The organism is Actinoplanes sp. NPDC051851, assembly GCF_040681165.1.
Classification (GTDB): domain Bacteria; phylum Actinomycetota; class Actinomycetes; order Mycobacteriales; family Micromonosporaceae; genus Actinoplanes.
The window spans coordinates 1-12589 of record NZ_JBFAYF010000069.1 but is presented as its reverse complement, the minus strand read 5'-3'; the positions used below and the strand labels follow the sequence as shown (position 1 = coordinate 12589).

The following is a 12589-nucleotide window of genomic DNA, read 5'->3' as shown; positions in this document are numbered from 1 at the left end:
ACGAACACCACCCTCGACCGGGGCCTCACCGCCGAACGCGTCCGCCGCGAGAACGCCGAGCAAGCTCGCGACGCCGCGACCGAGCAGATCACCGCCCTCAACACCACCCTGAGCAGCACGGAGAGCAAACTGGCCCAAGCCGTCGCCGAGCAGCAAGCCGCCACCCGCGCCCACGGCATGACCGAAGCCGCGCTCGGACAGCTCCGCGAGCAACACGACGTTCTGATCGGCGAGCACACCCAATCCGAGCGCCGCATCGCAACCCTCGAGGCCGAGCTCGCCGCCGCCCGCCAACAAGCCCTCGCCTCCGACGCGAACGCCGAACGCCGCATCGCCGACCTGCGCCAGATGTACGAAGCCCGGGCCGCCGAGCAACCTACCGGCGAAGAAGAAGGCCCCAGACCATAGGCCGGCCCGGAGGTCCCCCGCACCGCGGGGGATCTCCGGCGCGGTGCGGGTAACGTGCCCAGCATGACCAGTACGCCGGAGCCCGACTACCCGAGCGAGGCTCCGGCCAGCGTGCCAGAGCTACGCCGGCTGCTGCGCGAACACAGCCGCGCGCGCTGCGACGGCCTGCTGGGGGCACTGCTGCAGGAACCCGTGATGATCGGCCAACTCGTCACGATCTCCTGGAAGACCTACCGCGTGTGCGGCGTCGCCGGTACGCCGATCCGCTGGCTCGACCCCCGACCGTACTTCCCCGCCCTGGCCGGATTCCACCCGCACGGCGTGCGCCCCGACCCAACCGTGGCACCGCGACCCGAGTGGCAGACATTCCCGTAGACCCCGCGATTAGGGTATTCTCGCAGCTCAGGAAGAAGTCTTCCTTCCAGCCGCGGCCTTCGACGCCGCCGAGCGGGCGACTTCAGCAGCAATCCGCGTACCGGCCTCGTTCCCTCCTCTGGCCGCGTTATCTTGCAATTTCTGCAGCGTAATATCTTCCGGCACGCCATCCCCGATGGCCTGCCACACCGCCGCCCGCAGAATCATCCCCGTCGTGACGATCTTGTTCCTGGCCTCGTCGCGCGCCTGCATCTCCGCCGCAGACGGAAACCCCCGCAACGCCGCAGCCAGCAAGGCCAGTCCCCCCGCAGCAGGGCCCGGACCATGCCGATCGGACCACTGCTGCAGCGCCTCCTCGGCCGGCGCGGACAGCCAGTAGGCCGCCCTCCGCACCGTCTCGAACAACACTGGCGAGACGCCGATGTTGAGCTTCTTCTCAGCGAACCTGGGGCTAAACCGCGGAGACACACCCACCCGGCGGCCCGGCAAACTCGCCACCCCATCAGGAACCTCGGGCCACTCGTCGATCTCGCCGGCCTGCGCCAGCACCCGCCGGATCCACAGAGACACCAGCGCCGTCCGCGTGCCGAGCAACAGACCCTCCTCCCGTAGCTCGGCCCGCCTGGCGCCCACCCGGCCGAGCGCATGACGCCGCAGCCGCGCACCGAGATTCTCCCGCCGAACGGCCGCATCGGCGGCGACCTTCCAATAGAGCTCGACCCCGGCGTACGTGATCTCGACCTCGGCCAGGCGTTCCTCGACGCCCTCCTCCACCGCCAGCGAGAAGTTGAAAGCCATAGTTGTCATGTTATCTTGCATGATTACACGTCTGCAACCTGCCGGCCCGATGCTGCCAGCATCAGAGGCAATCGGACAGGAAGAACAAATAGTGTCAAAAGACCTTCGCTGTACGCGGCCGAAAATGAAGCTTCCGGGGTCAGAGTATGCGTCCGTGCGCCGAGGCCCGCAGAGACGTTCTCAGCGGATTTCCACAGCTCAGAGCCCTTGATCAACAGCGGCGTACACCAGGTATGACGGGTCGGCGGACAGCCGCTTCTGGGCCTGGTCGTAGCGTCGCGTCGTTCGGGGGTCGCTGTGCCCGAGCGCGTCCTGACGATCTTCCAGCGGCGCGCCCTTCGACCGCGCGATGCGGGAGAACGCATGCCGGAAGGAGTGCGGGCTGATCCGATGCGCGTTCGGCAACCCGGCGGCGATCGCGACCCGGCGCACGAACCGGGCGACCGTCCACCGATCCAACGCTCGCCCGTCCGGCCGCAAGAACAGGGCCCCGACCAGCCGCTCGACCTCCACCCCGGTCGCTGCTGCCCGGCCTTGGAGGTAGTCGTTGAGCACGGTGAGCAGGCCCGGGGGCATAGACCGGACGCGGACCTTCCCGCCCTTCATCCGCAAGGTGATCGTGTGGTGGCCATCGTCGTAGCCTCGATCGGCCAGCTGCGCCGCGCACGCCTCGGAAACCCGAGCGCCGAGCAGCACCAGGAAGGCCACCAGCGCGGCCCCGCATCCCTCCCCCAGCACCGGATCGGCGCCGGCGGCCGCCATCAACGCCGCGGCGTCGGCCTCGCCGAATGCTTCGGTGTTCGAGTGCTGGTGATCAACCCGGGGCCGGTCGACGCCCACGGCCGGGCTGGCGGTCACCATCGATAGTCGCAGCAGGTACTCGTACCAGCTCGAGACCGCAGAGAGTCGCCGCGCCACCGTGGACGCCGCCGCCGGCCGTTTTACCAGCGGCAGATCATCGATCTCCTCGGCGGTGACCGCGCGCTCCAGCCACCGACCGAACGCGTTCAGGTGGGTGAACCTCACCGCTAGCGGGTCGTGACCCTGCAGCTCGCACCAATCGAGCCACACGTACACGTCCCACCGATATGCCGCCCGGGTGTTCGCGGCCAGGCGCCGGTTCTCCAACCACGCCTCGGTCACCTCGCGCAGCTGCTCCCCCGACGCGAACACCGCCGACGGGCTCGCGCCGACCGGCACGACGACGATCTCTCCGGTGAGTACGGTCGCGTCGGTCACCCCCCTACCCTACTCAAGATCACGCGCATAGCGGAAATTATGCGTGCGATCTTGAGAATTTTGGTAGACGAATTTTTGTCCAATCATCGAATACAATTCCGATCATCGGAAATTTGTGCAACCATCAGAACATGAGCCGCGATGCCTTTGCCGATGTAGCCGCACTGATCCACCCATTGCCCGAACCACCCGACGACGACCATGACGTCGACGGCTACGAGTCCGCCCGCGAGCAGATCCTTGCCGAACGGACTCGCACCGCCGAACAGCTGCGCCTGGCCGCCGACTCCGACCCGAGCACCGATCCGGTGCTCGGCGCCCTGAGTACCGCACGCCGCCAACGCGAAGCCGCCGAGCGGCTAACCAGCCGGGTATTTGCCTACGCCCGAGAATTCGACCGCCGCAACCGCTACACCTTGGACGAACTCGCCGCCGCCGCCGGCTACCGGTCACCGTCAGGCGTGGCCACCGCCTACACCCACCACGACGTCGCCGACGTCACCGACCAGACCGGAACCCGCCCCAGCCCGCGCGCCGAACCGCCCGACCCCGACCCCAAGGAAGTCGAAGCGCTGCTACACGACATGCAACGCCGCGGCCCAGCCACCGCACGAGATCGCGTGATGGAGGTCTACTACCTCCTGATCAAGCAGGGCTGGTCCCCCTACCCGCCCCAGCCCCGAGACCCCGGCACCAAAGCCGCCAAACGCTACATCCGCTGGACCCGGCACTGGCCCGGCGGCACCTCCGTGACCCTCTACCAGGAACCTGCCGGCTACCTCGGCGCCTCCAGCAAAATCAGCGACGACGACCCCCGGCGCTTCTACGCCGACTACACCGAGCCTGGCCACGACATCACATATGTCACCCAGCAGCTTGCCGAACTCGTCAAACGAGTCGACCGCCATGATGCCGTACGGGTCTGAACCCGGCCCAGAACTCGCGACGATGCTGCCAGCATCACCACGAGGCAGTCAGGCAGGGTAGAGGGACTTCCAGGTCGCGCCCTTCCGCGCTATCGGAATGCCCCGCAGCGCTGCGCCAGATGATCGCCCCCTTGGCGCAGCGCTGCAGGGCAAACTCGACCCCCCAACCAAGACCCTCAGCTCAACAGCTCTTGCTGTCCAACCGCGCCGTGGAAGCGGCACCCCCGGAGCCCGGGCGATACGCATCGTTCAAGACGGCCAGGGCCTGCTCGCCACGGTCGGTGATGTCCCAGGAACCCCGACGGCCAGCAGACTTCTCGATGTACCCGAGACCGTCGAGATCCCGGAGAACCTTACTCACCTGGCCATCCAAGGGCGCCGGAGAATGCTCAACCCGAAGCTTCTCGTTAACCGCTCGATATCGAAGCGGTTCGACGGCGAGAATCCGCAGAATGGGTTCACGCCAAAGATGCGTCATATTGTGGACGATTTGCCTGCGCGTTTGTTCAGTGTTAGGCAGCCTCACGCTGTACCATCCCCGATTTCCCCCGTGAAATCTTCCGTCAACTCGATACGCCCAGGCGTCGCGCCGCTTGGACCGTGGATCAACGTGGAGCAAATATTCTCCACTACCGGTACCGGCCAACGTCAACACCTTTTACCAAGGTTTGTTACCCACACCACAGTGGAGAGACGAACCCCGGTCCTGATCGAGCACCCGCGAGGCAAAAGCGAAGGTGCGTATGCCTTCCGCCGCAGTTGACCATGTTCGCCCCGGGATGCTCTTCACGACTGTCCTACTTGGTACAGATCTGCCCCCGCCGTGCTATCGGCCCGGTCATTCGAGCGCCGACGCCACCTTTATTGCGCACTCAACAATGCGCAATCTATTGGCCGTAGCGGCAACATGATCGATAGGTCAAACCTTGATCGCATGGCAGATCAATTGACCTTCCAATCGAACACCCTCTCCCTGTGATGGCCACCGCGGCCCCGCTCGCCACAACCGATCCCACACCCGCAAACGTCGACCAGGAATCGCTCGACCCTCTGCTGCGCGAGGCACTGCACCGCCTGGCCGCAGCGGAGGCGACCAATGTGGGCTACCCCCGAGCGGCCGATATCGACTACAGCCCGTTAGCGCCGTTCCTCCGATTCATGATCAACAATGTGGGGGACTCCCGCGCCAACCCGACGTACCCGCTGCACACGATGGAACTCGAGCGCAGCGTCTTGAACTGGTTCGCGACGCTGCTCCGTGCCGGTTCCCGCTGGACCGGCTACCTGGCCACCGGCAGCACCGAAGGGACACTGCATAGTCTGCGCCAGGCCCGCGCGAAGCTCATCGATCCGGTCGTCTTCCACTCGACCGCCGCGCACTACTCCGCAGGTAAGGCCGCTCGTGTACTCGGCCTGCCCACCGTCGTCGTCGACGCCGGCCTCCGAGGCGAGATGGACTACGCCGACCTGAGCGCCAAGGTCTCCCAACACTCCTCCCGGGCCGCGATCGTCGTCGCCACCATCGGGACCACGATGACCGAAGCCGTCGACTCCGTCCCGGCCATCCGCCGGGAACTCGATGCCGCCGGGGCCGCTCGTCGCTGGATCCATGCCGACGCAGCCCTGGCCGGCGCCCCTCTGGCGCTCTCCGGCAGGCGAGACTTCGACCTCGCGCCCGGGGGCGCCGACAGCGTGGTGATCTCCGGGCACAAATGGTGGGGCACCCCGATTCCCTGCGCGGTCACGATGGCCACTCACCAGACGCTGCGGGACAGCCGCCTGATCGCCTACGTCGGCAACCGCGACACCACCATCACCGGCTCGCGCAGCGGCCTCTCCGCTGCGCTGTTGTGGCACGCCATCACCAACCAACCGCTGCACGAACAGGAAGAACGAGTCACGCAGGCTCGAGCAGTCGCGGCCTACGCGTGTCACCGACTGGCCTCGATCGGGTGGCCGTGCTGGCGCAACCTCGACGCGATCACCGTCGTGCTGCGCCAGCTGCCCAAGCCTTTGGCCCAACGGTGGCCCCTGCCCGTCGAGAACGGCTGGAGCCACGTGATCTGCATGCCCGGCATCACCACCGACCAGATCGACCACCTAGTCACCGACCTCGAAGGGACCCTCCGATGAACAGCACTCTCACCCACCGCAGCACCGCCGTCGACGCCGCCGCAGCGCTCCCCCAGCACGACAAGACGATCAGCTCGACCCGCGTCACCGCCCGAACCCGGCGCCGCACTCCCCTGCTGCTGGCCACCGCCGGCGCGGTCGCCGCGACCATGCCGCTGCTGGGCGCCACCCCGGCGCAGGCCGCCACCCTCAAGGACCCGAACGTCGACTCCGGCTCGGTCTCGGCCCTCGCCGCGTCAGGCTGCCGAGCCGCGCCGTACAGCTTCAGCTTCTCCGGCTACGGCGCTCTGGCCTTCCCGGAAGACCCCACCGGCCAGTGGAACTACTCCACCACACCGGTGCTGAAGACCACTACGCAGTGCGTGGACATCAACGTCAAGAACACGACCAAGGGGAAGATCCGCGTCTGCGTCATGTTCGGCAAGACCAGCACGACCTGCAACTACCAAACCACCATCGCGGCCGGTGCCTGGGCGAACGCGGCCACCAACGTCAAGGACAACACCTACTTCCGGATGCGGCTCGGGATCCTCTACAACACCGCCGGCTACGCGGGCGGCGCGTCCGGAGTGGCCGACTTCTGACGTCGCGCACAACGCCCCGAGCCCACCGATACCCCGCGGCGATCAATCGCCCACGACGGCGTAGGAGTCGGTGCGCTCCCGCTTCCCCAGCCCGGGAGGTGCCGGAGGGCTCACGGACAGCCCTCCGGAACGGCAACGACGTTGCGGACTCCTGAACCCGCCTTCGCACCGTGGAGGTCCGAGACCGACGGCGGGGTGTCGCTGCGGTTCGCAGCGACACCCCGCCGTCCTGCGCGAGGAGATGTCGGTCCGGCCGGGCGCATAAAGCCTGGCCAGCACCCCAGACCACATCAGGAGTAACCCGCGCGATGCCGCCAGCATCACCCCACCAGGTCGTTCCAAATCACGCTCGCTGATCTGCGGGAACCGCCTCCCGAATGCCGGTCCGCGGAACCGGCGTGAGAGCGCCTTGCCCGAGACGTCCTGGGGATTCGACCCACACGCTCGGTTTTGGAGGACACGTGACCGTCACGCTTCGACCCCGCACCGAACCCGACCGTAGCGAGCTGCGCCGGGGCCGGATCGCGGCCTGCACCATGTTCGTGTTGGGCGGCGCCGTCACAGGCATCTGGACCGCCCGAATCCCTGCCATCAAACACGACCTACGCCTCGGCGACGCAGAACTGAGCGTCGCCTTGCTGGTTCTCGCCGCCGGCGGCCTGATCGGCATGCTGCTCGTCGGCCGCTTGGTCGACCGCTACGGCAGCACCACCGTGATGACCCCGGCGGCCCTGGCCGTGGGACCCCTACTGATTCTGCCGGCGTACGCCTCCAACCTGCTGACCCTGACCCTGGCCCTAGGCGTCCTCGGCGCGGCACACGGAACCCTCAACGTGGCGATGAACGCCAACGCCGTACGCGTCGAACGCGCCCACCACCGATCCATCATGTCGGGCATTCACGCCGGGTTCAGCATCGGCGGCTTCCTCGGCGCGGCGGTCGGCGGCATGTTCGCCGCCGCCGACCTCAGCCCCGCCGCTACCTTCATCTGCGCCGGCACGCTGATCGCGGGCCTCGCCATGTGGGCCAGCCGATGGGCCCTACCCGACCCCCACGAAAACGCCGACCACGAGACGACGAACCACGCTCGCGGCGGCCGACGTCCGGCGGAGCCCCTCAGCTCCCCACACCGCAAGGCGCTCCTGCTACTGGGTCTGCTGGCGTTCGCCACGCTGGTCTCCGAGGGCGCCGTCGCCGACTGGAGCAGCGTCTACCTGCACGACAGCCTCGGGAGCTCCGCCGGCGTCGCGGCGGCCGCGTACGCCGCCTTCGCACTGATGATGACCGCAGGTCGCCTCGCGGGGAACCGCCTTGTCGCCGCTCTCGGCCCTGCGCGGCTCGTGCGCGGATGCGGCTTCCTGGCAGCAACAGGATTCGGGGCCGCGCTCCTGATCGGCCGTCCCGCAGCGGCCATCATCGGCTTCGCCGCCCTGGGCGCCGGGCTGTCCTGCATCGTTCCGCAGGTCTACTCCGCCGCCGGAAACGTGGACCCCGCACAGCCCGGCCGCGGTCTTGCCCGGGCGGCCTCACTCGGTTACCTCGGCTTCCTCACCGGCCCGGTGATCATCGGCGGAGCGGCCAGCCTCGTCGATCTACCCCGGGCGATGCTGATCCTGCCCCTGCTCGCCGCCTTCGTCGCAGCCGCTTCCACCGCCGTGCGGACACCCGGCCCCGGATCTCGCACGCGCACCGGCAACGAGGCCGTCGCGGTGCCGGCCCCGGTCAACGCGAACGGATATGAAAGGTGACGAGCCCACGCCGCCTGGCCGTCGCCGCCGGGCTCGCCCTCGTGCTGACGACGGGATGCAGCCCGGCCAGCCACCACACCTCAGCACCCCCGGCGAAACAGCATGCCGGCGTCGACAGCGGTCCCCGGCTCAACGCGGCCTTGCTCGCCGCCGTCACCTACGTCCGGCTGTGGAGCCGTCCCACCCTGACACGCGACGCCTGGTACGCGGGCGTGCGCCCGGTGGTAACCCGGGCCTACGCGCAGCTGCTCGCCGACGTCGACCCGGACCATGTTCCCGCGCACGGCGTGACCGGCAGCCCTCATCTGGTCTCCGCGGTTCCCGCCGTGGTGGTCGCCGACGTGCCGACCGACGCCGGATTCATCCAGGTCACCGTCACAGACACCGGCGGCCGATGGCTGATCGCCAGCGCCAGCCAGACCACATCGCCGTGACCAGCAACATCACCCACCCTCGATGGAGAAACCCCATGTCACAGCCCACCGCCCTCGACGCTCGCCAGCGCACGGGCTGGCCACGCCACCTGGCCGGCATCCTCACCGCCTTCGCGCTGATCGCCGCTCTGCTGAACCTCGCCGGACCGGCCAACGCGCAGCCCCGGTCATCGCCGCGCCACGCCGCCAGCGGATGCGCCCGACACGACATCCACGTCACCCTCACCCCGGCCCGCAGCGCGACGCGCTACCGGGTGGCCGGATGGCTCTGCCGACCCCGCGCCCGCACCGACACCGTCCAGCTGCTGCTATCCGGGCTGACCTACAACCACACCTACTGGACCGGGATCAGCCCGACAACGAACTGGACATCGGCCGCCCTGGAACACGGGCAGGCCGTCTACATGATCGACCGGATCGGCATCGGCGCCAGCGACCACCCACCAGCCGACCAGGTCACCGTGGACAGCGAAGCCCTCGTCACCCACCAGATCGCCACCGCCCTGCGTGACGGGCGCCTCGGCCGATACGCCCACGTCATCGGCGTCGGGCATTCCTACGGCTCGATCACCCTCACCGCCGAAGCCGCCCAGCACCACGACCTCGACGCGCTTGTCCTGACCGGCAAGCAGGCCCAGTACAACCAACCCGGCCTCGTCGCCTTCCAGAGCAGCCTCTACCCAGCCCACCAGGACCCGAAGTTCGCCGGCACGCTCATGCCCGACGGATACCTGACCACCCCACCCGCCAGCCGAGCCGGGTTCTTCCTCAACCCCGACACCACCGCGCCGGGCGCCGCCCGCTGGCAGGAGGCCACCAAAGCCACCGCCACCACCGGTGAACTCAGCTCCATCAGCGCTGCCCGATACCAGGCCGACAGCCAGCGCGTACAAGTCCCGGTGCTGATCATCGACGGCAGCAACGACTCCCTGTTCTGCAACACCAGCCTGCCGTGCCAAACCGACCTCCAGCTATGCGAACGCGCACACGACATCTACGCCGCCGGCACTCCGGTCTTCTCGGCCGTCGTCCCCGGCGCAGGACACGCCATCGACCTACACCGCAACGCACCGATCGCCTTCACCGCGGCCGACAGGTGGATCAGCCGCGTCATCACCGGCCAGGCCACCTACCACCCAGAGGTCACGACCTGCCGCCGCTGAAACGACCCGCATCGCCGACGAACTCGAAGCGGCGAGGCCGTCCGTGATGCTGCCAGCATCACGGACGGCCCCAACCCGCCAGCTTGTCCAAGATCGTCTTGAATGTCGTACAGTGGTGCACATGGTTGCCCGTCTGATAGACCGCCTGGTCCGCTCACCGAAGCATCCTGATGATGCAGAAGTACCGCGGCGTCGGGCGCGGCGACGTCCGCTTCCAGCAAGACGTCATCGACCAGTGGCAAAGCCGGCCGCCCCTGTTCGGGTCGCGCGCCTAACTCCCCCGCTCTCCCGGAAACATGCAGGTAGTTTCCCCTCCTCGCCGTGTTATCTTGCAAGATAACACGGCGAGAGGAAGCGCTCGCTGGTGAAGTTTTCGCGTCCGGTTGGGCGCCGGAACCTTCGGAACGAGACCGCGTGTGCGGGAGCCCCGAGCCCGTCGAGAGTGGAAGAATCGCCGGTCATGAGGCTGCTTCCCGGGGTCACCCCCGATCGCGCTGACGAGGTCCTGCGCAACGCCAAGAACACGTGGGACGGCACCCGGGGCGGCAGCTTCGGCTACTTCCATGCCTACACCGGCGCGGTCGAGACGACCTACACCCAGCTGCGCATGTGCTTCGCCGAGCCCGATCTCGCCAGCGCCATCCGCGGCGACGCCTACTGGCACCTGCTGGCCCTCGGCCCGGTCCCCGCGCCCCCGACCCCCACCGAAGTCATCCGCGCGAGCAACGAAGCGTACAGCCGGGTCATCGACGACGTGATCCGCGAACTCGATCGGGCCCGCGCCGAGCTCGACGCCCTGAAGGAGCTCGCCGGGCGGCCCGGCCTGCCGCTGATCCTCGACACGAACGTCTTCCACACCTGGCAACGGCCCGACCAGATCGACTGGCCGACCGTGCTGCGCGGCTGGAAGGAGACGGAGCGTACGGCCCGGCTCGTCGTGCCGCTGCGCGTCGTCGACGAGCTCGACCGGCAGAAGTACGGCAACGGGGTCCTCGCCACCAGCGCCACCAAGGCCGTGCGGTTCCTGCAGCAGACCCTCGCCGGACGGGCCGGGGAGTCCGTGCCGATCCGCCCCGGCCACACCGCCACGCTCGAGGTGTGGACCCAGACCGAGGACCGCGGCGCCGACGCCGACCTGGCGATCCTGCGCTGCGCCGCCGACCTCGACGTCCTCCGCCCGGGCGGGGCCCGCGTCGTCACCGGCGACCTCGGCATGCAGCTGCGCGCCGAACACCTGGACCTGAAGGCCCGGACGCTGCCCGACGACTACCGCAAAAAGAAGGACGAACTCAACCCTCCTGGCTGAGGAGGAACCACGCGGCCGTCGTCGAACAGCTGGAGCCCCCGCCCGGGTCGAGGTGCTGCTCGGTGCCAGTGGCCGGCGCGGACGCGAGCCTCACGCTCGGCAGGGCCTCCGAGATAGGGCCCGCTTCCCCGCCTTCTCGATCGGTGCCGAAGGCTCGCGACCGATGCCCGCTGGACGTTCTCACCCCGCACCCTCAACGACCAGAATCCGCAGGTTATTACGGGCCAAGATCCACAATGGATCAACCCTTCGAGCGAGGCGCCCCAACGCGAAAGCGACCCTCCCTAATCGACTATCGTGACCACATGGCCTCGGGCAACGACAAGATCAACACGGATGTCGCCCACCCGGCGCGCCGGTACAACTACTGGCTCGGCGGCAAGGACAACTTCGCCGCGGACCGGGCATCCGCCGACGAGATCGAGCGCGCGTTCCCGACCGCCCGCACCGCAGCTCTAGCCAACCGGGACACGCTAGGCCGCATGGTCACCTACCTCGCGCGCGAAGCCGGCATACGGCAGTTCCTCGACATCGGCACCGGCCTGCCCACCGTCGACAACACCCACGAAGTCGCCCAGCGCATCGCCCCCGACAGCCACATCGTCTACGTCGACAACGACCCGCTCGTCATGACCCACGCCCGCGCACTGCTCACCAGCTCCCCCGAGGGCAAAACCGCCTACATCGAGGCCGACCTGCGCGACCCGCAAAGCATCCTCGCGCACCCCCAACTGCTCGAGGTCCTCGACCTCAACCAGCCAACCGCGGTGATGCTGATCGCCGTCGCGCACTTCATCCCCGGCCCCGGCGCCGCGAAACCCTTGCTCGACGCCCTCCTTGAGCCCCTCGCCTCCGGCAGCCACGTCGCGCTCACCCACATGACCACCGACTTCATGACACCGGAAGACCGGAAGACCTACACGACCATGCTCGAAACCGGCAAGAGCGACGTCTGGCCCCGCGGCGAGCAGGAACTCGAGGAACTCCTGGCCGGCCTGGACCTCGTCGAACCCGGCATCGTGCTCGGCACCCGCTGGAAACGCGAGGCCACCCCCGACGACCTGACACCGGCCCAGACGAACTACTGGGCTGCAATGGCTCGCAAGCCCTAAACCCCGAGCTTCCCACCGATCACCGGGTGATGCCGCCAGCATCATTTTTCCGTGCAAACTTGCAAGATAATGTGCAGCGGGGCAACTCAAAGTAACTGTCTTTTTAAGGAGGCGGCCTGCTTGACGGGGATGTTCCCGCCGCCGGGACTAGCGCCCGATCTGCGTAAACAACTCACACGATCAGGAAAACCGGGCCTGACAATCGTACCGTTCCGGCCCAGGAAAGTCACGGAAAGCGACACCTGTACCCCCCCCAAAAAAAAGAGCGAAGGTCAAGGGCGTTTTGTCGTATCGGGGTGGGTGGTGCTGACCGTCGCTCCCGCCGAGGCCGGGCGTGTCCGGGCCTGGCCGCTGGCGCGTCCA

The 12589-nt window shown here is 68.0% G+C and carries 13 protein-coding genes; 11 read left to right on the top strand and 2 right to left on the bottom strand.

From position 1 onward, the window contains the following. On the top strand, nucleotides 1-408 hold a 408-nt coding region (locus AB0M08_RS40025; RefSeq protein ID WP_364505351.1), incomplete at its 5' end, for a hypothetical protein. Between the two features lie 63 nt (nucleotides 409-471). Continuing rightward, nucleotides 472-783 carry a hypothetical protein gene (locus AB0M08_RS40020; RefSeq protein WP_364505349.1) on the top strand — a complete coding sequence of 104 codons (312 nt, stop codon included), beginning with the start codon at nucleotides 472-474 and terminating at the stop codon, nucleotides 781-783. A 27-nt stretch (nucleotides 784-810) separates the two neighbouring features. Here the strand turns inward: AB0M08_RS40020 and AB0M08_RS40015 are convergent, their stop codons facing one another. After that, a complete protein-coding gene (locus AB0M08_RS40015) occupies nucleotides 811-1581 on the bottom strand; it encodes a hypothetical protein (RefSeq protein WP_364505347.1) in 771 nt (256 codons plus the stop codon). 198 nt (nucleotides 1582-1779) lie between these two features. Next, nucleotides 1780-2820 carry a site-specific integrase gene (locus tag AB0M08_RS40010; protein ID WP_364505345.1) on the bottom strand — a complete coding sequence of 347 codons (1041 nt, stop codon included), beginning with the start codon at nucleotides 2818-2820 and terminating at the stop codon, nucleotides 1780-1782. 131 nt (nucleotides 2821-2951) lie between these two features. Between AB0M08_RS40010 and AB0M08_RS40005 the strand changes: the two genes are divergently transcribed. The 9 genes from AB0M08_RS40005 to AB0M08_RS39965 all read left to right on the top strand — a co-directional run. Next, entirely contained in the window at nucleotides 2952-3746 is a 795-nt protein-coding gene (locus AB0M08_RS40005; RefSeq protein ID WP_364505343.1) for a hypothetical protein, read from the top strand. 978 nt (nucleotides 3747-4724) lie between these two features. Continuing rightward, nucleotides 4725-5879: a histidine decarboxylase gene (locus AB0M08_RS40000; protein ID WP_364505402.1), complete on the top strand. Its 1155-nt coding sequence runs from the start codon at nucleotides 4725-4727 to the stop codon at nucleotides 5877-5879. Beyond that, nucleotides 5876-6463, top strand: coding sequence for a hypothetical protein (locus AB0M08_RS39995; protein ID WP_364505341.1), 588 nt, complete (start codon nucleotides 5876-5878; stop codon nucleotides 6461-6463). Before AB0M08_RS40000 ends, AB0M08_RS39995 begins: the two co-directional genes overlap by 4 nt. A 461-nt stretch (nucleotides 6464-6924) precedes the next feature. Continuing rightward, nucleotides 6925-8211, top strand: a complete 1287-nt coding sequence (locus tag AB0M08_RS39990) for an MFS transporter (protein WP_364505339.1) — start codon at nucleotides 6925-6927, stop codon at nucleotides 8209-8211. Continuing rightward, nucleotides 8208-8645 (top strand): hypothetical protein, encoded by a 438-nt coding sequence (locus AB0M08_RS39985; protein WP_364505337.1) that lies wholly within the window; start codon nucleotides 8208-8210, stop codon nucleotides 8643-8645. The genes AB0M08_RS39990 and AB0M08_RS39985 overlap by 4 nt, the downstream gene beginning before the upstream one ends. A gap of 35 nt (nucleotides 8646-8680) precedes the next feature. After that, nucleotides 8681-9808 carry an alpha/beta fold hydrolase gene (locus AB0M08_RS39980; RefSeq protein WP_364505335.1) on the top strand — a complete coding sequence of 376 codons (1128 nt, stop codon included), beginning with the start codon at nucleotides 8681-8683 and terminating at the stop codon, nucleotides 9806-9808. 460 nt (nucleotides 9809-10268) lie between these two features. Further along, nucleotides 10269-11114 (top strand): PIN domain-containing protein, encoded by an 846-nt coding sequence (locus AB0M08_RS39975; protein WP_364505333.1) that lies wholly within the window; start codon nucleotides 10269-10271, stop codon nucleotides 11112-11114. 305 nt (nucleotides 11115-11419) lie between these two features. After that, entirely contained in the window at nucleotides 11420-12226 is an 807-nt protein-coding gene (locus tag AB0M08_RS39970; protein WP_364505331.1) for an SAM-dependent methyltransferase, read from the top strand. 120 nt (nucleotides 12227-12346) lie between these two features. Continuing rightward, nucleotides 12347-12589 (top strand): hypothetical protein (locus tag AB0M08_RS39965; RefSeq protein ID WP_364505329.1); only part of this gene is annotated, 243 nt, incomplete at its 3' end.

What these genes read in the sequence shown, in the direction of transcription:
- AB0M08_RS40020 (WP_364505349.1), top strand. Translation starts at nt 472, where the DNA reads ATGACCAGTACGCCGGAGCCCGACTACCCGAGCGAGGCTCCGGCCAGC.
- AB0M08_RS40015 (WP_364505347.1), bottom strand. Translation starts at nt 1,581, where the DNA reads ATGGCTTTCAACTTCTCGCTGGCGGTGGAGGAGGGCGTCGAGGAACGC.
- AB0M08_RS40005 (WP_364505343.1), top strand. Translation starts at nt 2,952, where the DNA reads ATGAGCCGCGATGCCTTTGCCGATGTAGCCGCACTGATCCACCCATTG.
- AB0M08_RS40000 (WP_364505402.1), top strand. Translation starts at nt 4,725, where the DNA reads ATGGCCACCGCGGCCCCGCTCGCCACAACCGATCCCACACCCGCAAAC.
- AB0M08_RS39995 (WP_364505341.1), top strand. Translation starts at nt 5,876, where the DNA reads ATGAACAGCACTCTCACCCACCGCAGCACCGCCGTCGACGCCGCCGCA.
- AB0M08_RS39980 (WP_364505335.1), top strand. Translation starts at nt 8,681, where the DNA reads ATGTCACAGCCCACCGCCCTCGACGCTCGCCAGCGCACGGGCTGGCCA.
- AB0M08_RS39975 (WP_364505333.1), top strand. Translation starts at nt 10,269, where the DNA reads ATGAGGCTGCTTCCCGGGGTCACCCCCGATCGCGCTGACGAGGTCCTG.
- AB0M08_RS39970 (WP_364505331.1), top strand. Translation starts at nt 11,420, where the DNA reads ATGGCCTCGGGCAACGACAAGATCAACACGGATGTCGCCCACCCGGCG.